16 protein-coding genes are annotated in these 23,929 nt (G+C 36.3%); 10 read left to right on the forward strand and 6 right to left on the reverse strand.

What is annotated here, in order from left to right:
* The first annotated feature begins 274 nt into the window (after positions 1–274).
* The 3 genes from PSF42_RS06660 (at position 275) to PSF42_RS06670 (ending at position 2,400) form a co-directional block, all read left to right on the forward strand.
* Positions 275–679: a RidA family protein gene (locus tag PSF42_RS06660; protein ID WP_272679680.1), complete on the forward strand. Its 405-nt coding sequence runs from the start codon at positions 275–277 to the stop codon at positions 677–679.
* A gap of 27 nt (positions 680–706) precedes the next feature.
* On the forward strand, positions 707–1,672 hold the full coding sequence (locus PSF42_RS06665) for a threo-3-hydroxy-L-aspartate ammonia-lyase (RefSeq protein WP_272679681.1): 966 nt from the start codon (positions 707–709) through the stop codon (positions 1,670–1,672).
* Positions 1,673–1,770: 98 nt separating this feature from the next.
* Positions 1,771–2,400: a helix-turn-helix transcriptional regulator gene (locus PSF42_RS06670; protein WP_102138545.1), complete on the forward strand. Its 630-nt coding sequence runs from the start codon at positions 1,771–1,773 to the stop codon at positions 2,398–2,400.
* On the opposite strand, the gene PSF42_RS06675 is transcribed toward PSF42_RS06670, so the two are convergent.
* A complete protein-coding gene (locus PSF42_RS06675; RefSeq protein WP_102138544.1) occupies positions 2,397–2,933 on the reverse strand; it encodes a metallophosphoesterase family protein in 537 nt (178 codons plus the stop codon). The two genes, PSF42_RS06670 and PSF42_RS06675, sit on opposite strands and share 4 nt — an antisense overlap.
* A 243-nt stretch (positions 2,934–3,176) precedes the next feature.
* Between PSF42_RS06675 and PSF42_RS06680 the strand changes: the two genes are divergently transcribed.
* A complete protein-coding gene (locus PSF42_RS06680) occupies positions 3,177–4,058 on the forward strand; it encodes an alpha/beta fold hydrolase (RefSeq protein ID WP_272679682.1) in 882 nt (293 codons plus the stop codon).
* Between the two features lie 41 nt (positions 4,059–4,099).
* On the opposite strand, the gene PSF42_RS06685 is transcribed toward PSF42_RS06680, so the two are convergent.
* Both PSF42_RS06685 and PSF42_RS06690 read right to left on the reverse strand, forming a co-directional pair.
* On the reverse strand, positions 4,100–4,984 hold the full coding sequence (locus tag PSF42_RS06685; RefSeq protein ID WP_213912725.1) for a DUF362 domain-containing protein: 885 nt from the start codon (positions 4,982–4,984) through the stop codon (positions 4,100–4,102).
* Positions 4,985–5,179: 195 nt separating this feature from the next.
* Positions 5,180–12,499 (reverse strand): C80 family cysteine peptidase, encoded by a 7,320-nt coding sequence (locus tag PSF42_RS06690; RefSeq protein WP_272679683.1) that lies wholly within the window; start codon positions 12,497–12,499, stop codon positions 5,180–5,182.
* A 242-nt stretch (positions 12,500–12,741) separates the two neighbouring features.
* Between PSF42_RS06690 and PSF42_RS06695 the strand changes: the two genes are divergently transcribed.
* Positions 12,742–13,899, forward strand: coding sequence for an iron-containing alcohol dehydrogenase (locus PSF42_RS06695; protein WP_272679684.1), 1,158 nt, complete (start codon positions 12,742–12,744; stop codon positions 13,897–13,899).
* Positions 13,900–14,203: 304 nt separating this feature from the next.
* Entirely contained in the window at positions 14,204–15,394 is a 1,191-nt protein-coding gene (ydeE, locus tag PSF42_RS06700) for an efflux MFS transporter YdeE (RefSeq protein WP_125894719.1), read from the forward strand.
* 43 nt (positions 15,395–15,437) lie between these two features.
* On the opposite strand, the gene PSF42_RS06705 is transcribed toward ydeE, so the two are convergent.
* Positions 15,438–16,592, reverse strand: coding sequence for an MFS transporter (locus PSF42_RS06705; RefSeq protein WP_125894717.1), 1,155 nt, complete (start codon positions 16,590–16,592; stop codon positions 15,438–15,440).
* A gap of 537 nt (positions 16,593–17,129) precedes the next feature.
* Here PSF42_RS06705 and PSF42_RS06710 point away from each other — a divergent pair.
* Positions 17,130–18,374, forward strand: coding sequence for an MFS transporter (locus tag PSF42_RS06710; RefSeq protein ID WP_272679685.1), 1,245 nt, complete (start codon positions 17,130–17,132; stop codon positions 18,372–18,374).
* A 121-nt stretch (positions 18,375–18,495) separates the two neighbouring features.
* On the opposite strand, the gene ada is transcribed toward PSF42_RS06710, so the two are convergent.
* The gene (gene ada, locus PSF42_RS06715) at positions 18,496–19,578 is read right to left on the reverse strand and encodes a bifunctional DNA-binding transcriptional regulator/O6-methylguanine-DNA methyltransferase Ada (RefSeq protein WP_272679755.1); all 1,083 of its coding nucleotides are present in this window, start codon (positions 19,576–19,578) and stop codon (positions 18,496–18,498) included.
* A gap of 170 nt (positions 19,579–19,748) precedes the next feature.
* Positions 19,749–20,609, reverse strand: coding sequence for a helix-turn-helix domain-containing protein (locus PSF42_RS06720; protein WP_272679686.1), 861 nt, complete (start codon positions 20,607–20,609; stop codon positions 19,749–19,751).
* 153 nt (positions 20,610–20,762) lie between these two features.
* Here PSF42_RS06720 and PSF42_RS06725 point away from each other — a divergent pair, with 153 nt between their 5' ends.
* The 3 genes from PSF42_RS06725 (at position 20,763) to PSF42_RS06735 (ending at position 23,913) form a co-directional block, all read left to right on the forward strand.
* A complete protein-coding gene (locus tag PSF42_RS06725; protein ID WP_125894711.1) occupies positions 20,763–21,305 on the forward strand; it encodes a GNAT family N-acetyltransferase in 543 nt (180 codons plus the stop codon).
* A gap of 175 nt (positions 21,306–21,480) precedes the next feature.
* Positions 21,481–22,908, forward strand: coding sequence for a Na+/H+ antiporter NhaC family protein (locus tag PSF42_RS06730; RefSeq protein WP_125894709.1), 1,428 nt, complete (start codon positions 21,481–21,483; stop codon positions 22,906–22,908).
* Positions 22,909–22,923: 15 nt separating this feature from the next.
* A complete protein-coding gene (locus PSF42_RS06735; RefSeq protein WP_272679687.1) occupies positions 22,924–23,913 on the forward strand; it encodes a D-cysteine desulfhydrase in 990 nt (329 codons plus the stop codon).
* The last annotated feature ends 16 nt before the right edge of the window (positions 23,914–23,929 follow it).

Below are 23,929 nucleotides of genomic sequence, written 5' to 3' on the forward strand. Positions count from 1 at the left end.
CAATTAGGATATATCACCTAGCCTGCCTAGCCACTTTAAATTCTGCCTATAGGAATATAGTGATGAATTTACGCTTAATAATTACCTTTCCCCCAATAAATCACTTGATTAACTCACTTATATTTATATTTTTCTTTTTGCCATATTGATGGACACTCCAATAACAATTTGTTGCTATTTACACCAAATTTATGCTCCAAGAAAGTATTGACTAAACACATAGTCTAACATTAGACTAAAAATCTAGTTAATGATTTTTTATCGAGAGGTCGACATGAGTCAACTTATTGAGAGTGTGAATATTGAATGTGTCAATGCACCAACACTCATTGCACCAAAAGGGCATTATTCACACTGCGTTACTGCAAATGGACTGGTTTTTATCTCAGGGCAATTGCCCGTTGATAAACTCGGTAATGCCATTACGAACGCGTCATTCCAAGAACAAACCTCCCTTGTCCTTGCTAATTTACAAGCATGCTTAAGTTCCGTTAATTGCGATAAAACGCATTTGGTTCAAGTCCGAGTTTATATAGCAAATATGGAAAACTGGCCGCTATTCAACCAGATATATGCTAAGTGGATAGGAGAGCATCGCCCAGCCCGTGCTGTTGCAGGCGTTTCTGAACTTCATTTTGGCGCAGCCTTAGAAATTGAAGCAATTGCAGTGTCTGTTTAACGACTTATTATTTATTGGGGTTATATCATGTCAGAATTAATACTACCGAATTATCAAGATGTGAAAGCAGCAGCACAACGTATTGCGGGTTTTGCGCATAAAACCCCTGTTCTTACTTCAACAACCGCAAATAAAGAATTTGGTGGTGAGCTGTTTTTTAAATGTGAAAACTTCCAGCGTATGGGGGCTTTTAAATTTCGCGGGGCCTTTAATGCGTTGAGTTTATTAAGCCCTGAGCAGAAAAAAGCCGGTGTTATTGCATTTTCTTCTGGTAACCATGCGCAAGGCATCGCTTTAGCAGCACAACTTCTACACATTCCAGCCACCATTCTAATGCCTAATGATGCACCTGCCGTGAAAGTTGCCGCTACGCAAGGTTACGGTGCCACAGTTATCCGTTTTGATCGCTACAAAGAAAATAGAGAAGTACTTTGCCAACAACTCGCAACGGAACAAGGGCTAACGATTATTCCTCCTTATGACCACCCTGATATCATCGCTGGCCAAGGCACAGCAGCAAAAGAGCTGATTGAAGAAGTAGGTGAATTAGATGCCCTGTTTGTTTGCTTAGGTGGCGGAGGCTTACTTTCTGGGTGTGCCATTGCAACCAGAGAGTTATCCCCTAATTGCCAAATTTATGGGGTAGAACCTTTAGCGGGCAATGATGCGCAACAATCATTTCGTCGAGGGGAAATTGTGCACATTGATACGCCGAAAACCATCGCAGACGGTGCGCAAACCCAACATCTCGGTAACTACACCTTTGCAGTTATCAAAAATAAGGTTGATGATATTTTCACTGTAACTGATGAACAACTTATTGACCGCATGAAGTTTTATGCTGAACGAATGAAAATTATCGTGGAGCCAACAGGTTGCTTGTCCTATGCTGCCGCCCTTGCCTACAAAGAGTTGTTTCAAGGTAAGCGTGTGGGGATCATTGTCAGTGGAGGCAATGTCGATATTCAGCACTTTGCACAATTAGTATCATAAAGAATGGGTTTCATAATGTTCACCGCCCTTCATCTATTAGCAACACTGAAAATAGGTTAAAATTAACTATTACCGCTTGATAGATGAAGGGAAATGACATGTCAGATCAAAAAGATAATTCATTACTGGCTCAAGTTGAAATTATTGCAAAAGGCCTTAGTGAAACATTCGCGCCTTTTTGTGAAGTCGTTGTACACGACCTTAAAAATCCAGAACATTCAATCCTTTCGATTCATAATAACTTATCTGGTCGCCAAGTTGGTGAACCGACTACTGAACTCGGTCATGCAAGAATTGAATCTGCAGATTTTCCGAACATCATCGCCAATTATACCAACCAATTTTCTGATGGGCGCCCTGTGAAAAGTACGTCGATTGGCATTAAAGATGAGTCAGGGCAATATATCGCAGCATTGTGTTTAAATCTGGATATGACGTTGTTTAGAGGCATGCAAAGTATGCTGTCGCAGTTTATAGATGTGGGAAATAGCCCAATAAAAGAGCATATTGAGCCTAATGGCGCGGAAGCCATTCGCATGCGTATCGACCAATATGCAGCAACCTTAGCAGCGACACCTCGGACATTGAAAGCAGACGAAAGAAAAAACTTAATTGAAGTGCTGCGCAATGAAGGCCTGTTAGATATCAAAAAATCTATGGAAACAGTGGCACAACACTTAGGAGTATCAAGAGCTTCAGTTTATTTGTATGCAAAAAAAGAAAGTTAACTATTTGCCTTTTTTAATATCTGTTTAATACTAATAGGGAAAAAATTATTCACATCCACACCAACATTAATAGCCCGGGGCCCTAATACCGCTAAACGCTTAAACTGCTCGGGGTCTTTACCTGAATTATGAACATGTCCATATAAGTGAATCGCGTCACGGAAGAAACCTTGCCATTCTAGTATTGGGTAATGGAATAACACTAATTTTTGTTTTTGATATTCCAACTCATGATAGCTTTTAACCCATTCAAATAACGATTGGTCAAATTCGGGGTCATCTAAAAATTTATCATGGTTGCCGCGGATCAAATATTTTTTCCCTGCTAAGCGGCGTAATATTTTATTGGCATCCGCACCATTACCCTTGTATAAAAAATCACCGAGTATGTAAATCTCATCATGATCAGTAACATACGCATTCCAGTTATGAATTAATGTATCATTCATGTGACTGGTGCTTTTAAATGGGCGATCACATAGGTTAATAATGTTCGAATGACAAAAATGGGTATCTGAAATAAAGTAAATCATATAAAACCTAAAAATATATTAATAATTATTCTACTCAAGCAAACGATTTGCTTACTACTTATCATATCTCAATGAGTTTTAATTGCTTTACGGAATTGACTGAAAAACAGACTTATATTGCGTTGGCATGGTATATTTCAATTATATCAAAGGTAATCATTGCCAATTTTTATGGCTCGCAATTACAACGAAACTACGGCATATAAATAGCACTATTCATTAATAAACGATCCCGGAAGAAAAATGATCAAAACTAATTCAGCTCCACTTTTTTATGACTCATTTGGAACACCAGATAACCCTGCAATTGTCCTTATTCCTGGTTTAGGTGGCCATAGCATTAGTTGGACCACAGACTTTTGTCAGCAAATCGCAGATGCGGGTTTTTACCTCTTACGTATAGATAACCGTGATGCGGGTTTATCTCATCATATCAATGAGTTTCCATCTATTAATTTAGGGGAATTGGTTGAAAAAATGCAAAAAGGTGAGCCTTTCACTATTCCTTATACTTTATTCGATATGGCTGAGGATATTATCCATCTATTGGATACATTATCTATTGATAAAGCCCACGTTATTGGACGTTCTATGGGCGGAATGATAGCGCAAATAGTCGCAGCGAAATTCCCTGAACGTACACTCTCTCTTTGCACAATCATGTCATCAACAGGGAACCCAGCGCTGCCACAAAGTGCTCCCGATGTAATGCAAATGCTGATGAGCCCAAGTGCTAACCCAAAAGAGGATTTAGAAGGGTATTTATCAGGACAACTTGCATTTTATCGTCGGATCAGCTCAACATTCGGCCCATTTGACGAAAATTATTATCGTGAATATATACTGCAATCACTCGCGCGCAATCATTCACCGGAAGGCACTAAACGTCAAATTGTTGCGGTTGCCGTTACCGGAGATTTGCGCCCTTATATTCAGCAAATTAACGTACCAACGTTGGTTATTCATGGTTCAATCGACCCGCTCTTCCCTTTAGCCGCAGGGCAAGATATTGCTGACAATATTCCTAACGCAAAATTGGAAGTTGTTGAAGGTATGGGCCACGAAACGCCACCAATGATTAACCCATTAATAGCCAAGCTGATCCTTGAACATTTAAACCAATAAATTAGACGCCCTAAGGCTCTTAAAATGAGCCTTAGTTACTATCATAACCACCCTTGTTTCTTATGCTGAGCACAAATTGGACAAATATGGGTATTTTCTTCCCAAGAAGAGAATGGTAAATGGCAAGTATTACACTTCCCATCATAATAATGGAAGATTTTCGGCACGTTGTTTTTAGCTGTATAGGTTTGTACATGAATAGATTTAGGAAAACAAACGACTTGGCAGCTCATACAACCCGTGCAACGTTTTTCATCTATCAAAAATTGGTTATTTTCAATTTCTATCGCATGCTCATCACACATTTTTGCACAAGCACCACAGAGAATGCACTTTTCCGTATCTAACTCGACTTTAAACCAACTATCTTCTGGATAAAATTGCTTTCTCGCATTTAGCCCAGTTTTCACCTGCCCCTTGTCCAAAGGTTTCGAATCCAATTTTTGACGAAATAGCATCATACGGCGACCACTATCGACTTGTTCCGGCTGAACAATGCGTAATTGCCAAATAGGTTCTTGTAACGCTTTGAGCTTTAAATTTAATGCTGCAATCGCTGGCAACCATTTATCAACCCAGGGTTCAGCAATTTGCATGCCACGGATCCCATATTGCCGGTGCCAAACAATCAGTTCATCCTCATTCGCAATAGGCTCATCATGGTTTACTATCAGATACTCCCCTTGATAACTACGTTCATGGGGGCTGATATTTTCAATAGCATCTACAGGGCACGCAAACAAACAATTACCACATTGAAAACATAATTCATTATTAATTTCTGCATTCATATGGCTAAACGATACCGCACCGACGGGACAGCTGGTGGCACAATTATCACAAATACTATTTTTCAGGCGTTTTCTTACGCACTGGCCATTAATTATAGGTTCAGGAGGCAACTCTAAACTAATAAAACGTCTCATTGCTATATCCCCTCCCGTTACAACAAAAAATAAAATATTTTAAATAACTTGCTACATTTAATCGTTAAATTCTAGCATTAATTTTAAAACTATTTTAGTACAACACGTTGTAGATAAAGATGATTTGGACTAAATAATGATTTAAAAACCACAAAACTTCCTGTATTTTTACGTTTTGTGGTTTTCCTCGTCTCGCTAACTAGCTTTTTTCATGTAATTATCCACAAGGTTAACAGGGGCCCAATCCACCTGTAAATGTTCAATATCCTGCATACCAATGCCGCTTTCTTCATCTTGTAAACGCAGCGTAGCTAGGGACTCGACTAAATGATCCAATTTTTGTTGAGTGGAATGCGTATTTTGCCCCTCTAAAGACTGCACATGAACAACCGTAGGCGCTATCGTGTTCGGATACTGAAATATTTTCACGCTACGTCCCTGCTCTGAAGTATAAATATATCGAGTTGCATTACTTCGGTGATCTGGGTCTTCTCGAGTAACGTCCTCATTGAAATTAATGAGGTAAATCGTGTTTTCACCGCCAAGGCTGTACAGCGAATTCCAACCGGCAATTTCACCATTGATAATAAAGCTATTTTTCCCACTGGCATCTGTTAACAACCCATTTGAACCATTGGAGATGAAGACATCATTCCCTTCACCACCATATAAATTGGTATCACTTGTTGACGCATAAAGAACATTATTCCCTTCGATACCATCGGGTATTGAAATAGCGCCTGTGGCCGCTTGCCCTTTAAATACCCGCCCAACGCCACTTCTATCCCAAATTTTTTGCTCGGCGCCACTTGTCCGAATAAACAAGCGCCTAAATGGCATGTTTTCACTAATATGTATATTTTCTGCCTCTGTATCAATAATGGATGAAAAACTTAAATCGTTAGAAAAATGTTTAAACTCATCCATAGGGTGCCAAACCTGCTCAGGCGATAATTCTTTTTTATATTGCTGTTGTTCAGCAAGATAGCGAATTAAATGTGCCATACCATCATTATGAATATGGATTGGCATATGGGAAGGTAATCGTTCGTGGTGATAAACGTGATTATTGTTGTTTTTATTATTTGGAGGAATTTTTACTTTGACTGTCCGCAAATTAGATTCCGAGGTATAAAGATGGTAAGTCTCTTCTCGTTGTTCTATGACCTGATACTCGGTTTTAAAGTTAACTAAATGAATACGATTAAGTCCAATTTGGTCTACTATCTCGGTATTACCGACGCCTTTGCTTCCATCGATCAAATAATGATCTCCACCACCTTGTCCATCAAGTTTGTCATTACCTAAATCAGATAAAATTAAATCACTCTTCTCACCACCGTAAATATAATCATCACCGTTCCCCCCATACAAAACATTCGCCCCTCCATTGGCAATCACAATATCATTACCCTCTCCTGAATTGATGATATTTCCTGTCATGCTATTATCTTCAATGAGGTCATCACCATTGTTTGTATCTAAAATAGGATAGCGGGAATTATATCCCTTAAGGATTTTTATATAATCATCCCTTTCCGTGGGTAACTCCAAACATTCAACGACCTCTACATCATGAAACTCTTGCCCCACTATTATTTTAAATAGATTTCCATGACCATCTTTAATGTAAATTTTTTCATTCATTGGAAATGATAAATTAATAAGGTTAATTTCAAGTTTTTTATTACTGAACTTATCATGCAAGAATATTGATGTTCCCAACGCTTTAATATTAAACCCGTTCTCATAAGGTAACAGAATTAGCATATCAAAATCATCTTTCATTTCGGATTTCATATTTATAAAATCAAACGTTATTTTACCTTGACAAATCTGTTCTGGGCTCACCTGATAAATATCTCTCCCTTTAGTAACCATAATGTGACTGTTTCTACTTACCATTAAAAGGTGGTCATCACTACTGCTACCCTTATATTCTAGATGACTTGCTAACCCATGAAATTTGAAATCCCCCCATCGTGGTTGATGGTATATTTTATTATCAACTGTAATTGTTTTTTCACTCTCATCAATGCTCATTGTAGAACCAACGCCCTTTTGATAAGTAATATTGAAAATATTTTCACTGATAATGTGTGAGGCGCTTGAGTCTAAGTCATTTAATTTGGTATTTAATACAAACCCATCCCGTGTATGCAATTGATATCGATGAACAATCTCCCTACCATGACTATGACGTTTATACATATTTTTTAAAGTAACATTCAAAATTAATTTTTTAGTTTCTGACTCTGCTAAGTTCATTTCAACAGTTAAGATAAGATCATTACCAGAGATATTCGCTCCCTTGATTTCATTCAACGTATATCCTAAATTTACTCGGCTTTGACTTTGGGTGTTTTCAATAATGACAGCAGATAACTCTAATAGGTTATTATTTAATTGTTCTTGCTCATTGTACCAATCAACACGACGTAGAAAATAACTATCATCCCCTTCACCACCATTAACTATGCCAGATTCAAATATTAGCTGGTCATCTCCCTCCATACCTTGAATAAAGGCAATCGCAGCCCCAGCATCTAATGTATTGGAGCCTTTATTACCTAATAGTTCCGCTTTTGTCGTTCTATCTCCAATTAGCATCACATCATGTACATTACGTAAATGGACTCGCCTAACACCTTGATTTATTAACGCAACCTCTGATACCTTATTGTTCAAATTGATATCAACTTTAGATTTAGATGGAATATCTTTAATGATTATGCCATTACTGCCGCCGTTACCATCAAAATAAACGTCGTTATCTTCTTGAACATCATATTTAAATAATAAGGATAAGTTTGTAATGTCATCCTTTTCTCCTCCGACTAAAAATTTACGCCCTGTATTGATATTAAACAAATTCCGTGAATCTTTTTTACCAACAATAATATCTGTCCCATTTCCCGGGTTAAAACTGATGTTTTTTTGCTTTGATTCTTTTTCATATCGAAAACCAATATTTTGCATGCCTTCATAAATAACCCTAGGGTTCTCACTTAATAATTCCCTAGCGATATCAATAGGCTGATTTAAAAACTCATTACCTAATCTATTAACTGCGATATTGCTATTAATATCTGGGTGAGTAATATTGGTGTAATTGTTCCTGGCTTGGAATAACCGTAACTCTGATGCTGATAAAGAGCTTAATTGTGCCGCAACTGACTGCCTTTTTTTTAGGCGATAAGACGTATCCAAGTTATTTTCATGTAAAAAGTCTTTTAATAATGAACTATCATATTCAGGATTAAGGACAATAATATCATTGGCAACCTCCTCACCAATGTCTTTATAAGCGATAGGCGCCGTTTTATTCACAAGTCTAAAACGATAATTAAAATTCAGTTCATTAATACTTTGATGTTGCGTGTTTTTTACCCAGAGATTATCTTGAGAGTCAAAATGATAATTTTCTCGAATAAAATTGATTTGCTCGATAGTATAGTAAGGCCCGATTTCATCACTATCAATATGACGAAGAAATACACTGTTATCCGAATCAGAAAATGCTGTGCTGTTAATTATTTTTGAATTATCCCTATAATAAATATAATGTTTCACGTGTTCCACAAGGATCGGTTTACCAACCAATTGTAAGTGTTCATCAAACCCCTGATATAAAAATGATGACTTGAAAGTATCTAAATCTTGTTGCCAATTTATATTTTGAAAGTAAGTTAAATGCTGTTTATAACTAAACCGATTTAATATGTTGTCTGAAGGGGAAAAACCCAGTGCGGCACGAATACCTTCTCTGGCTTTTTCATCCCAGTCTAGAGATTCACCGAGTTCCTCTTCAATTTTTTCTACTGCACGAATACCTGTATATACCATCCCTCCAATTAATAAGGACCCCGCAACAATTAAGCCAACAACGGGGATTGCGGATGAGCCAATGATTATGCCAACTATGGTTACTCCGCCCACAACAATATTGGCAATTGACAAGGAACCATTCACCATTAAATCTTGCCGATCTTTATCATTTGTAACTTTATCTAGCTGTTCAAATGCTTCACACGCTTGATATACATCTAACCCCATTCCAATTAAATTAAATATGATTGTAATACGAGCTGTAATTTTTGATGATACATTAAATGACCCAGCTTGTTTATAAGCGAGCTTGAGTAAAATAGGCTGTAAAACCATATCTCCATAATTAAAAAATGCATTTGCGCAGGCTAGATCAAGATTTCTCTGTATTTCTCGTCTCTCTTTCTCCGATAAATTAGGATTATCTAATTCATCTATCAACTGATAAACCGAATTGACCGTCAAAAATATTCCTGTAGAACCAATTCCTTGCCCGAAATAATTAGCCATTCGGGCATAGACGGGTAATTTAACACCGGCACGCCGTAAATCTTCCACGACTTTCTCTACACCAGCCTGGTGACCAAATTGTAATTTTTGAATAATCTGGAGTTGTTCTTGTAGTATCGCTCTTGGCTGGATCATTGAATTAGCACCAATTCGTCTTGCTATTTGATCCCCTTGTAAGCTCTTATTGAGCATTTTAATTAAATTAATATCCTTTTCATTCCCTGTTAAAAAGGTTAACTGAAATACTAATTTGTCAGGATTAAATTTAACATTATCCCCCCAATTAGGGAGTTGAGTATGTTTAAAATCTAATGGTTCGTTATCTATCGTAGCCCCGATATCTCTAAGTGTTTTCAGTGATGTGACCTGTTCGCCAAAAATAACTTCAGGGCCATCAGTCACTGATATTGCAGATCCCCTGAAAACGGTATCCAGTTCACTCATCATGTTTTTCTGCAGACTTTGATATTCTTCACTCTTTGTATTTATAGATTTCACTTCACCAAACAGGGCTTCACCTACTCCATGCTTAAATCCAGCAATATTTCCTCTTGTTGATACAGTACCATCATCTTTGGTTATTTCTTGGTTAATATATTCATTAAAAACATTAAATAACTGTTGTTTTGCTTGGTTAAATTCTGAATGACTAATAATCAGCTCGATCCCTATCGAATCGGATAAGGTCAAAATATACTTATCATTGCGCGAGTAGCTTGTGATTGTATATATCTCTTCATCACTTTGAAACGTGATGATTTGGTTATTCTCCATATTCTCAAATAATACTATGTGAGATTGTTCGCTTATTTCACTAGAAATGGTGCCTAATAAATCAGAATTACATTGATATATTTCATCAAACCGATTGAGTGCTTCCTGCTCTTTGCTTGTAATATTACCCAATCCATTTTTTCGTGTTAGCTTTTTTAAAATCCCCAGCTTGTCCTTAAGTTGCAAACGTTGTTCATCAGTTAAATTACTGTGCTGAAAAAGATGTAAAAAGTAGAGCCCTTCAAAGGAACTTATTTCAACGGGTAATTTGTTGAGTGTAATATCAAGCCCGTCTTTATATGATAACTGAGAAAGTGCTGCATGATTAGATTTTATTTTTTCGTTTAAATCAAAAATCAATTTAAACTCTTCGCTTAATGATTTTTTATCTGCAAATGATATTTCAATATCTATATAGATAGTTAAAAAATCATCAATATATTGGTTATATTCCCTTAACTTTATTGGGTCTTGGACCAATTTTAAAACATCTGCATGATTAAAACCTTGCCCGCTCGGGAATAACTCAGACAAACGGCTTATAGACGGCTTACTTAAGTGATTTATTTTTTCAGGCTGATGACTTAAAAACGCCAAAATTTCTTTTACTTCAATAGCCTGTTGCTTAATCCCCGTGGAATTATCGTCAGAAAAAATTGGATCCCACATCTGAGAAAAGTCATTTTCATTCTCAGCATCACATATTTTATTAATTTTTTTACTGATAATGGGGTCATATGCTGCAATTTTTAATTTATCTCTATCAATACTTCCATCTTGTAATGTAAAAAAACCTTTTAAAAAAGAATTTTTATTTATGTCAATGTTTTCTATTAATAAATTACCAATGCTAACATCCTCAAGTAACGCCCTTATTCTATGTCTTATTTCAAAATTACTCTCCAAAAAAAATTTCGCATATATTCCATTTATTTTCAGCTTACTTGTTAACTCATCAAAAAAACTTACTTTCTCATCTTTAGTTAATAATGACTTTGTATCGGTTAAATACAGTGAAATACTTTCTGGCATTTTAAATTCATATCTTAACTTTAATACATTTAGCGAGTTAGCATAGTTTTGTATATAACCAGGCTCAGGATGAAGATTATCTATTAATATCCACTGTTGTTTGGGTACTTTGAGTAACTGCTCTATATCCCCATGCTCTAAGAAAAACTCCATTGTATTCGGGTTTAACTGAAGCAACAGTGTGCTATTCGGGGAGTCCTTCAGGAGATCTTCCGCATATTTTTTCCCTACAACGCCCCTTCCTGTGCGAATAATAATTTTGATATTATCGTTATTTTTTTGTGAGTTAATATTCACATTGTCTTTATTAATCATTAACCACAATGGTGATTCTAATATTCCAACACTCTCATATTCATGAAGTAACTCACGTCTAAAATCACTATTAAATAGAATGTTCTTCGTGTTTAGTTTATTTTTAAAAATAGCGTATGCATCATGATTAAAAGCGACTTTTTTAATCAAATCAATGTCGATTTTATGCTCATTATTTGGTTCCCTAAAAATATCCATTGAAGTAGAGTGGTCATCTTTTATTAACTGCCATACGCCGAGCTCATCACGTCTTAATTCATCGATAAAATATAAAATAGCATGCTTACCATTAATATAGGCTTGTTGGTCAGTTTGGCTAATACTAATTTCTAACCGCCAATTTTTAGTAGATTGTTTTTCCCCTGCGAGGTCATACGGCCAAGTTATTTTTTTACTGTCACTCGTGACACCGATAAGCCGATTATACCCCACCACAGGAAGGTATATTCCCTGTTTAGCTAACTCGACACTTGCTCTGAAGACAAAATTTTCATTTACGCCCCCGCGCCCTAATTGGCAGCCAGCTAAGACAATCTTATTTGGTGGGTATGCTTTTAATACATGATTTTTAAGGTACTTCAGTCCTGCAATAAGTTGATTTGCTTGGTACCCTTCAAAGTAACTTTGTTGGTTGCGCCCTTTGTACTGTCCATGACCAATAACCGCCCAACGTATTTTCCCATTAACTTTAGTTTTTAAATCACCATGTAGTATCTTCCACTGTTCGTTTACAACATCAAACTGTATGACAAGTGAGTTATCAGGGAATTTTGCTAATAACCGCCCCGTTGATTTAGCTGTTGTATCGTCACCGCCTATTTGGATTAAAACGTGATAATCATATGTAGAGTCATTTATTGGCTTACTCATTAAATACTTAGAGGTTTTGAGTCTTGTGTATTCATCTATAGGGTTAAACCAATTGGATATATTTTTAAGCTCAGAGGATTGTTCCCCCACTAAGGGGCTTCCATCTAAGTGTTCCATCAAAAACATTAAATCTTCATCTTTATCAATTACGTTATCATTCGTTTTTTGATTATTTATATTTATCATCTAATTTTTCTTTCCATGTTAAATTAAAATCCATCATCAAATTAACAAGATTGCTGTATCAATAAAATATAAAAATAACAATTAAGATTAACTACAATTAAATATTGTTAATATAATTCCCCCACTGGAATATAAGAAATCAAATATATATAACTCTTAATTATTTAAAGTTATATTATGTTTACTTATAATTGTATGCATGTAATCATTAGGTTCGTTTCTACTTTCGACGAAGGTTACATATGAACAATTTCGAATTTTATAACCCTACTCGTATCATTTTTGGTGAAGGTAAAATCTGCGAACTTGATCGAGTTATCCCTAAAAATGCTAAGGTTCTTATTTTATTCGGCGGTGAAAGTGCAAGAAAAACAGGAACCTTAAGCGAAGTTGAGCAAGCTTTAGGCTCTCGGATATTCGACCATTTTGGTGGGATTGAGGCTAATCCTCGTTATGAAACCTTGATCAAAGCCGTCGATAAAGTTGAAAAAGAAGGCTTTGATTTTTTGCTGGCTGTTGGTGGCGGTTCCGTCATTGATGGCGTTAAATTTGTCGCTGCGGCAGTAAATTATCCGGGCGATAAATGGGAAGTGGTCACAAACAGAGGTGCAACCATTAAAACTGCAGTGCCTTTTGGGACTGTATTAACATTACCTGCAACTGGTTCTGAAATGAACAAAGGTTCTGTGATCACTCGTGAAGAATTACATTCTAAACTTGCGTTTATGAGTGACCACGTGTTCCCTCAATTTTCTATTCTTGACCCAGTAAAAACCTATACATTACCCGCTCGCCAAATCAGTAATGGTGTCGTTGACGCCTTCGTTCATGTTATTGAACAATATTTAACGTATCCAGTAAATGCTTACGTACAAGATGCATTTGCGGAAGGCTTATTAAAAACATTAATCGAAATTGGGCCTAAAGCGCTTGAGGCTCCAAACGATTATGATCTTCGGGCCAATTTAATGTGGACTGCCACATTAGCTTTAAATGGTTTAATTGGTGTCGGTGTTCCGCAAGACTGGTCTACCCATATGTTAGGCCACGAAATCACGGTCTTATATGGCTTGGATCATGCACAAACTCTTGCCATTGTTCTTCCATCCATGCTGACAGAAAAATTACCACAAAAACAGGCCAAGTTAGTGCAATATGCCGAACAAGTTTGGGGGATTACGTCAGGTTCAGAACAAGAGAAAGCATTAAAATCCATCGAGTTAACCCGAGCATTCTTTGAAAAAATGCAAGTAGGCACGCGCTTTAGTGACTACCAGCTCACTCACGATGTTATTGAACCATTAGTAAAAAGCTTGGAAGCTCACAGTATGACAAAATTAGGCGAGCACCAAGATATTAATTTAGAGGTTAGCCGTCGCGTATATACGGCTGCTTTATAATTTTCATCTCCTTCGAAAAGGTGCAACATTGCACCTTTTTCCTGTTTTATCATCAAGACACTATCTCCTTACAACCCATTTAAATTTATCGATAATTACAACAGCATATAACATTTTATTGGCCAGATTGTATTTCATATTGCCGGATTTTTAATTGAGAATGGCACATTAGCATCAGCAAAATATCGTTTTCAATTTTGAGCATTAATCACCATATCTCACTGCCGTAAATTTAGGTATTTTATAGCTTGCAGAGAGTCTGTAATAAATCTATAACAACAATTAATGAGTTAGGTTGTGTGCAATGTTATCTAAATTTAATATATCAAACAGTGCATTACTTGCATCGTCACTGCTCTTAACGATTGGCCGTGGTGCAACATTACCCTTTATGGCTATTTACTTAACCCGTGAATATAAAATGGCTATTGATATTGTCGGTGTTGCAATGTCAATGGCTATGGTGGTCGGTGTTTTATTTAGCATGGGCTTTGGCATGCTAGCTGATCGTGTTGACAAAAAACGCTGCATGTTATCTGCAGTTATCGCTTTTATTTGTGGGTTTATTGCAATACCTATCGTTAATAATGCAATTCTCGTCATTATTTTCTTTTCGCTAATAAATTGCTCTTATTCCGTGTTCTCAACGGTACTAAAAGCGTACTTTGCCGATACCCTTACGGTTGCATTAAAAGCAAAAATATTTTCCTTAAATTATACATTCATTAATATTGGCTGGACCGTTGGGCCCCCTATTGGTACTTGGTTATTAATGTATAGCATTAACCTACCATTCTATTTAGCTGCAATTTCTGCCGCTTTCCCAATATTCTTTATACAGAGGTTTGTGCAGAGCATAAAACCAATACCTTTAGAAGAAGGACAGAACCGTAAATGGAACCCTGTCGCTATGCTAAGAGATCAAGTCCTAGCATGGTTTATTTTATCCACTTTCTTAGGCTCATTAGTTTTCGGTACTTTTACGACTTGGATATCGCAGTATGCCATTACCGTTGCTAACAGCGATTTTGCACAAGTGGTTATTGGCGTTATTTTACCAGTGAATGCGATTGTCGTAGTAACTTTGCAATATACGGTTGGCAAACGGATCACGCCAGATAATTTAAGAAAATTAATGACATTAGGTAGCCTATTTTTCATTTTAGGATTGGCAACCTTTATGTATTCCCATGAAAATTTATACCTTTGGGCTCTTGGCGCCTTTATATTCACTCTAGGTGAGTTAATCTATGCCCCTGGAGAATATATGTTAATTGATAGTATTGCCCCAGACGGAATGAAGGCCAGTTATTTTTCAGCTCAATCTCTAGGGCTACTTGGTGGTGCATTTAATCCGATGTTAACAGGAGTTGTACTAACTGAACTTCCACCTTATTTTATTTTCATTATTCTTATGTTTGTTACGTTTTTAGCCTGGCTATCCATGTTAAATGGAATGCGTTTAAGAAAAAAACAAATATTAATTGCTCAATAACACTTTTTCTCCACTAAAAAATAATCTTAGTGGAGAAAAGCAATCAATCTACAGCCTCTTTTTTCTCTTTTGTTGGTAAAACTAAATAAATAGCTGTACTTAACAATACAATAATCATGATTACAGAAGTAACCATTAGACCTTTTGAAAAAAACAAAGAAAATATCGGTAATGCAGATAGTAGAACCGAGTTGTTAACACTCTCGGATATAGACAGAATAAAACCTTTATTCTCTGCACTTTTTCTTGCTAACATTGCTGTACTTATCGGTGATGCCAGACCCAACATCCCCCCTAAAACAGCTAAACATAATCCATGACCAATTAACGGAAGCCACCCACTGAGAAATAAGATAATCGTTACCATAATTATTAAAATAATAACCACGAGTTTTGCATTATTTGATATTTTAAGTTTTTCAATTTTTGTAACTAAACCATTACCACATAATAGTCCAATCCCAAATAGTCCCATTAAGCTACCAACCTCTACACTTTCTAAGTGAGATCGTTGCCTTAATATTTCACCAGCAAGCAAAAACATGCAAACCGACACGCCATTCCATATGCCTTTAGCTAATATGAACCTGACAATACCTACGTGCTTAATCGCTTTAAACGATAATTTTCTTCCGATCGTTTTTTGAGAGTGCGGTAGTGTAAATAACGCTATGATAAATACCAATAAGCATCCTACAGCGGTATATACAAATGGGGCATACCAAGCAAAATATTGAACTAATATTCCAGCAACAATAGGCCCCGTAATAATACCTACCGTCATTCCCATCATAATGCTTCCCATTGCTGCAGCTTGCTTTCTTTCACTAACTGCATCAGCAATAAGGGCAAAAATAACTGGGACAAGCGCTGCTGATGCCAATCCACCGAATCCCCTTAAAACTAGAGCAATCAATAAATTAGGTGAGAAAATGATGGCTAAACTGTCGAGTGATAATAACAAAAGAGCTATGAGCACAATTTTACGCCTATCGATTCTATCCGATAAAAAACCAATAATAGGAGCAGCCAAGGTATAGGACAAAGCATAAGCTGATATCAACCAAGTAATTTGTTCAGGTCGAACATTAAACACAGTCGCTAACGGCGATATAATAGCCGACAACATAAATTCTGCGGTACCAACAAGGTATACCGCTACTGCGGATAAAAGCAGCAAGTAATGAGTGGAAATCATAATTTTCTCGTTTTTTCACATACATTAAATCTCCCAATCATTATTATGATTGGAGTTATTGTCATTTGTTTTTTTAAAGAAATTGAGGGAATGTTTTGGCAATGAGTTGCAGGATGCAAGTGGCATTTAACCACTGGAAATATTGAAATAATGGATTGAGGCAGTAAATTAGAAGATAAGCGTGAAGAGACAGCTATTAAACCTTAAATTTTAATTAAATTCAACTAACCTATAAAAAAGTTGAATCTACAGCATCTACTCTTTAGGCACTTTAAACTCAGAAAAGCCAAATATTAACCAATTTTATTATTCCTATGTATATAAATACGTAATACCCTCTATATAAACAGGCTAATTCCTACTATTAATCGATGATTACCCACCTCCATATCAAAAAAAACTCTCATTAGCTATTTTATAATGCACAAACAATAACAAGATAGATGCTTCCAGACTTGGTTATTAAATTAATTGAAAAGAACAGTTTATTTAATGATTAGATTAAAGCATGTTTAAGCTAACGGAAGGTATATAAACATGAATATCACGACTCGATTGAAATTTGTTTCATTTCTGCAATTTTTTATCTGGGGATCATGGCTAGTTACGTTCGCGTCTTATCTCTTCAATACATTGCATTTCAAAGGCGGTGAAATTGGCCTAATTTTTAGTACATTAGGCATTTCAGCTTTATGTTCACCAATTATCATTGGATTTATTGCAGATAAAATTAACAACCGAAAGCTTGTTTACGTTGCATCACATATTATTTCTGCTGTATTTTTGATTGCAATGGCTCATAGTGATTCAATAACCCTGCTATTTATTATGACATTAGTTCATCTAATGTTTTATATGCCCACGATTTCTGTTTGTAATAGTATTGTTTTTGAAATGTTGAGTGCAAAAAAACTCGATTCTGATGTCTATTTTCCAAAAATACGCGTTTACGGTACCGTAGGCTTTATTGTCGCTATGTGGACAATTAGCTTATTAAAATTGGAAATGAGTTTTTATCAATTATATGTCGGTGCAATTGCATCAGTTATACTCAGTATTTTTTCTGTGTTCTTTATTTCCACGCAGAGCTGTAAAGTTGAGAAAAAGAGAGAAAAATCCAGCTTTAGTTGCCAAAATATTATTCTTCTGTTTAAAAAAGGGAGAGTGGCGGTATTCTTATTTTTTGCCATGCTATTAGGATCCGTCTTACAAATTACCAATACCTTTGGTGTTCCCTTTTTACAAGATATGGCATTAATGCCTGAAGCTAGAGGCTCTATTTTTTCTGAATATCCCACTATCTTTTTATCAATATCGCAATTTTCAGAAATCATCTTCATTTTGCTTTTACCTCTGTTACTCAAAAAATTCAAAATTGAAACCATTTTATTCATGAGTATGATGGCGTGGATTTTACGACTTGGTTTATTTGCTTATGGTGATTTCACAGCAATTGGTACCATCGCTTTATTCTTATCTATGGTTGTATACGGCTGCGCATTTGATTTCTTTAATATCGCTGGCGCGTTATTTTTGGAAAAGGAAATTGTTGCTGAGTTCCGTTCAACAGCGCAAGGTGTATTCACCACATTAGTTAACGGTTTTGGGACTTTTTTAGGGGCTGTTTTATGTGGTTGGGTTATCGAGCTTAATACCGTCAATGGTATAGTAGATTGGAAAACCTTTTGGATGATTTTTACAGGTTACACTGCCAGTTTTACGCTTCTCTATGTTATTTACTTATTCTATTCTAAAAATAGTCATTCGAATACAAATAGTTAACGGCTATTACTCCCCTTATTCATGTAGCATATTGACCGAGTAAGGGGAATTCTATTATCTCAAATAGGCGAGTTTGAAATAGTCACATTCGGGTTACTCTTCATTTTCTAGTACTATTTAGTTAATTATTATCTACCTTATACTTATACTTAGCTTCTTTTAGCAATAGCGCTTGTTTTCGGTCAATACCCCAACGATAGCCTGAAAGGTCACCATTACTTCTAACCACTCGATGACACGGAATAGCGACAGCTAACATATTTGCACCACAGGCGTTCGCTACCGCTCTAACTGCATTAGGCTGACCTATCTTCTCTGCAATATCAGCGTAACTGACTGTTTCTCCAATAGGGATCTTTTGTAAAGTTTGCCAGACACGCTGTTGAAATGCGGTACCTTGGATATCAAGTGGCAAGTTTAAACCAATTTCAGGTGCCTCGATAAAGCCAACCACTTGGGCTACCAATAGTTCAAAGTCACCATCTCCCCCTATCAGCTCTGCTTTTGGGAATTTGTCTTGTAAATTATTCAGTAATTGTTCAGGGTCGTCTCCTAATAAAATTGCACAAACACCTATCGGACTTTGTGCAACGAGTAGTGTCCCCAATGAGCAAGCCGCAAGAGCAAAATAAATTTTATTGCCACCACCACCTGATTTCCATTCACTTGGTGTCATACCTAATCGTTTAGATGAAACTTCATAAAAGCGACTATTTGATTGATAACCCGCATCATAAATAGCATCAGTAATTCGTTTTTTTTCTTGAAGTCGTTGTTGCAAGGTTTTATGGCGAAATGCATCTGCATAGGCTTTTGGTGTTAACCCGGTTTGTGCTTTAAATAAACGATGTAAATGGTAACGACTCATACCGATATAATCAGCTAAACTTGCCAAACTCACTGCTTGCTCCTGCTGTTCAATATAACGGCAAGCTTTTTCAATTTGTTCTTGATAAAATTGGCTTAATCGTGAGGTCTCTGCACGAAAGCGTTTTCCAGCACGATAGCCTTGTTCAATCGCTTGCTGCTCACTATCAAAAAACTCAACGTTATTTCTATTTGGTAAACGCCCAGCAGCAGACGGATGGCAATAAATAGCAGAGGTTCTTACACCGTAAACAAAGTGACCATCTGCAGCTTTATTCCTTTCAACCACCGCTTGCCATCTCTGTTCTGGCGTATTCCACAAATTTTTAGTTGTCATCATGTCGTCCTTCTTTAGTTAATTGCATTAATTATGACAAACTACAATTGCAAAAAACTCCGAACATTGCTTTTTAATTCACTTTCTATCCGTTAAGCGCTTAGTTATAAATAATTGAATTATATTGATTAATTAAATTCATAAAAAGAATTCAACAAAAATGAACCATACTACTGGTATTGATTTCCCAGCTCTCTTTGTGCAATCCGTTTTTTAAATCCCGTTAACGTCATCCCTGTATGCCGTTTAAAATAGCGACATAAATAGGATGTATCTTCAAAATTTAATTCATCAGCAATTTGCTTAATGGACAGATTACCAACTTCTAATAATGCTTTTATTTCTAGAATAACTTGCCTATCAATTAATACTTTTGGCGGGTCATTAAAGAAACTTTGACTAATCTTAGATAAGTAAAATGGCGTAATAGACAATTTTTCAGCATAAAATTTCACTTCTTTATGCTGTTTACAGTAAGCGATAATTAAATCCCAAAAACGCCAGCATAGTTGCTCTTGGCGACTTTTACTTTCTGATTTACTGAATGTGTGTTGAGTATGATGACTGATTTCTAAAAATAAATTTTGCAAATGATTTTTTAACTGTAATACCCCATGTTCACCCCAGTTATGCACTATAGCGAGGAGAATATATCTCCAATTTTCAAGCAGTTCCACTTTTCCTAATGGCGTTGAAATAACAGGAAAATCATTAAAAAAGGCAAAAAGCTGACGTGGCAATACATAAGCAATTTCTGTTGCTAGCTTTTTATCAATCAACCAATATTCCAAACGAAAATTACATGATTTGGTTTGTAGCATTGCAAAGGAGTCATCATATAAAACGATAATATCGTTTTTGCGTACTGGCTGTTGTTTAAAATTAATATTAAATACGCCATATCCTTGCTTGCACATACAAACTGTCACATAAGATGTTTTAATCGGTTTATATTGCATTTCATCCATATTGCTTTCACCAATCCGAATAACTTTTGGCAAATCAATTTGATAATTATTTAAATGTAGCATGATTATTGTTCTTTAATTCGCGTTATATCGTGTAATCATAACAAGAAAGTTGCGATAAGTACCTAAAATGAACAAATTATGCCCTTATTTTATTTCCATAAATACCTAAAATAGCTTTCAAGTTAGGAGATGCCATAATGAGGAGCTGATAAAATGGTTCTTACAACAAATAGGTTAGTATTGCGTCCTTGGCAAGAAACAGATGCCGCTGATTTATATTTCTATGCAAAAGATGAAAGAATTGGCCCAATCGCAGGTTGGCCTGCTCACAAAAACGAAGAAGAGAGTCTTTCTATCATCAAGAATATTTTTATGCGTGATGAAATTTACGCTGTAACGTTAAAAAATGAGAACCAAGCTATTGGCTTGATTGGTTTATCATTCAGCCATGAAAGTAATTTTTCTATTGGTGAAAATGATGCAGAAGTTAGCTATTGGATAGGTGTACCGTTCTGGGGTAAAGGTATTATCCCAGAATCAATTAACGCCATCATGCACCATGCTTTCACTGATTTGAAATTAGATAATTTGTGGTGCGGTTACTTTCAAGGCAACGAACAATCTAAAATTGCTCAAGAGAAATGTGGTTTCAAATACTATGCAACTCTTGAACCACAATTTATTGAATTAATTGGTGAAACTAAAACAGAAGATATTAGTAAAATAACGGCTAAAGAGTGGCAAGCTCGACAGTAATATTTGATTCTATCTGTACATATGGCCAGCATTTATCTGTTTGGCCTTTTTCTTATTAATTTATTGTCACAACTCATTTCAAACTACATAAAATTATTCTACCGTGTTCCTATTAATGCTATGATTTTTCAATAATTATAAAATTCATATTTTCTCTCAGATCACAGGTAAACACATGCAGGACTATGGTATTTGGACCGTTATCACTCCCATTGTGACTATAATATTGGCGATATTAACTCGCCAAGTCATGCTTTCATTAATGTTAGGAATACTCGTTGGTTTTACTGTCATTCATGACCACAACGTATTATTAGGTGTTCAAGGTACCGTTGATGGTATTATTGATACATTTTCATCTGCAGGGAATACGCGAACAATTGTCTTTATGGTTATGATCGGTGGGATCATGAGGCTTGTTGTGGTTACCGGTGGTGTTCGTGCGTTAGTTCAGTTACTTACCAATAAGACAAAATTAATTAAAAACCGTAAATCTACCCAGTTGCTTGCCATCATCATTACTTCTCTTATTTTTATTGAAAGCTCAATTAACCAATTAGTCGCCGGCGCCTCAACTAAAAATCTAGCACGGCAATATGGTGTTGCCCCTGAAAAAATGTCCTATATTATCCAAACAGCGTGTGTTTCTGTTTGTTCCTCGGCCATCATCAATGGTTGGGGAGCGGTAATAATGGGGTTAATTGGGGTACAAATATCCCAAGGACTGATTCAAGGCGAGCCTTTTGATATTTTAATTACGTCGATTGGATACAACTTGATGGCATGGCTATCCATTCTAACTATCCTATTCTATGTATTTACTAACGTTTCATGGGGTCCCATGAAAAAAGCAGAAGAAAAGTATCAACAGAATTTTATTGCTGGAAATATATCTCAATTACAAAGCCAAGATAGCGAAGAAGAGATTATTGACCATCCTAATGCTCATTCCTCATTAAACTTTTTTATTCCTATTTTATCGACGGTGTTAATGGTACCTATTGCTCTGTATATTACAGGCGACGGTGACTTTAGCAAAGGAAGTGGATCGACATCCGTATATTGGGGTGTCATGTTTGGTACCGTAGTTTCTTTCTGTTGGTTTATCGGCCGACGTCTATTAAATATTGATGCATTTTTCAAAGAGTTGTTTATCGGTTATGCCAACATGCTAAAAATTAGCTCAATTATGATTTTAGCATTCTTAATGGGTAATGTTTCTGCAGAATTAAATACTGGTGCTTATATTGCTGAAGTTACTCAAGGGGTTATGCCTCCAGGGTTTTCTATTGGCTTTATCTTTATTATTAGCGCTATTATGTCTTTAGCTACAGGTACCTCTTGGGGAACTTTCGCTATAATGATCCCTATCGGCGTCCAATTAGGCCTATCAGTAGGAATGCCTGTAGAATATATGATAGGTGCAGCAATTTCTGGCTCAATATTTGGTGATATGACCTCTCCAATTTCTGCGGATGCTATTGTTGCTTCAATGGCGACAGACTGCGAACATATTGAACATATCCGAACACAAATGCCTTATGCTCTTGTAACGGCCAGTGTTGTACTTGCTATTTACCTTTATCTTGGTTTCTCTTATTAATTATTGGGAGTTTAGATGTCTCTTCAACAACAATTAGCACAGTTTAAAAAAATAGATTTACTTAACGCATCGACTCCTCTTAATCGATTAAATAATTTATCGCATAAGTTTGGCCGTGAGATCTATATCAAGCGTGATGATATGACCCCTCTTGCTATGGGGGGAAATAAATTACGTAAACTCGAATTTTTAATGGCCGATGCATTAGCCAAAAATGCAAAGATTATTGTTACTGCGGGAGCAATTCAATCAAACCATGTCCGCCAAACTGCGGCTGTTGCTGCCATGTATGGGCTTGAGTGTGTCGCTTTGTTAGAAAACCCAATTCAAAGTGATAACCCTAACTTTCTACATAATGGTAATAAACTATTAACTGACTTATTTGGCACTCGCTGTGTCATGTGTGATGAATTAACCGACCCGCAATCTCAAATGGAAGCACTAATTGAAACACTGTCTCTAAAAGATGCCTACATTGTCCCTGTGGGTGGGTCAAATACATTAGGTGCTTTAGGCTATATTCAGTGCGCTATTGAAATAGCTCAACAGAAACCAGCACATATTGAATTTGACAAAGTGATTGTTGCCTCTGGGAGTGCTGGAACGCATGCAGGCCTTGCCATTGGTTTACAAGAACTATTACCGCAAAGTCAAGTAATTGGCGTAACCGTTTCAAGAAAGCAACAAGACCAGGCCCCTAAAGTTGAAAAATTGCAATCCGAACTGGCTCAATGGTTGTCTCTAGATAAAACCCCAAAGGTACAGCTATGGGATAACTTTTTTGCTCCAATGTATGGAATGCCAAACCAAAAAGGCCTCGCCGCAATCAACTTATTAGCGCAGCAAGAAGGTATTTTATTAGACCCCGTTTATACGGGTAAAGCCATGGCTGGGCTAATTGATTACTTAGAAAACTCTGAAGAAAAAACACCCATTCTATTTATTCATACAGGTGGAGCCCAAGCGTTATTTGCTTACTCAGATATTAGCCAAACAATTAAATAATCATTTTCAGATAAAA

Origin of the sequence: Providencia sp. PROV032 (genome assembly GCF_028484875.1) — a bacterium.
Classification (GTDB): Bacteria; Pseudomonadota; Gammaproteobacteria; order Enterobacterales; family Enterobacteriaceae; genus Providencia; species Providencia rettgeri_E.

Bases quoted from the DNA above. Each gene is read 5' to 3' on its own strand.
- PSF42_RS06665 (WP_272679681.1), top strand. From the start codon at position 707: ATGTCAGAATTAATACTACCGAATTATCAAGATGTGAAAGCAGCAGCA.
- PSF42_RS06730 (WP_125894709.1), top strand. From the start codon at position 21,481: ATGCAGGACTATGGTATTTGGACCGTTATCACTCCCATTGTGACTATA.
- ydeE (WP_125894719.1), top strand. From the start codon at position 14,204: ATGTTATCTAAATTTAATATATCAAACAGTGCATTACTTGCATCGTCA.
- PSF42_RS06725 (WP_125894711.1), top strand. From the start codon at position 20,763: ATGGTTCTTACAACAAATAGGTTAGTATTGCGTCCTTGGCAAGAAACA.
- PSF42_RS06690 (WP_272679683.1), bottom strand. From the start codon at position 12,499: ATGATAAATATAAATAATCAAAAAACGAATGATAACGTAATTGATAAA.
- PSF42_RS06670 (WP_102138545.1), top strand. From the start codon at position 1,771: ATGTCAGATCAAAAAGATAATTCATTACTGGCTCAAGTTGAAATTATT.
- ada (WP_272679755.1), bottom strand. From the start codon at position 19,578: ATGACAACTAAAAATTTGTGGAATACGCCAGAACAGAGATGGCAAGCG.
- PSF42_RS06710 (WP_272679685.1), top strand. From the start codon at position 17,130: ATGAATATCACGACTCGATTGAAATTTGTTTCATTTCTGCAATTTTTT.
- PSF42_RS06680 (WP_272679682.1), top strand. From the start codon at position 3,177: ATGATCAAAACTAATTCAGCTCCACTTTTTTATGACTCATTTGGAACA.
- PSF42_RS06720 (WP_272679686.1), bottom strand. From the start codon at position 20,609: ATGCTACATTTAAATAATTATCAAATTGATTTGCCAAAAGTTATTCGG.
- PSF42_RS06695 (WP_272679684.1), top strand. From the start codon at position 12,742: ATGAACAATTTCGAATTTTATAACCCTACTCGTATCATTTTTGGTGAA.
- PSF42_RS06675 (WP_102138544.1), bottom strand. From the start codon at position 2,933: ATGATTTACTTTATTTCAGATACCCATTTTTGTCATTCGAACATTATT.
- PSF42_RS06705 (WP_125894717.1), bottom strand. From the start codon at position 16,592: ATGATTTCCACTCATTACTTGCTGCTTTTATCCGCAGTAGCGGTATAC.
- PSF42_RS06685 (WP_213912725.1), bottom strand. From the start codon at position 4,984: ATGAGACGTTTTATTAGTTTAGAGTTGCCTCCTGAACCTATAATTAAT.
- PSF42_RS06660 (WP_272679680.1), top strand. From the start codon at position 275: ATGAGTCAACTTATTGAGAGTGTGAATATTGAATGTGTCAATGCACCA.
- PSF42_RS06735 (WP_272679687.1), top strand. From the start codon at position 22,924: ATGTCTCTTCAACAACAATTAGCACAGTTTAAAAAAATAGATTTACTT.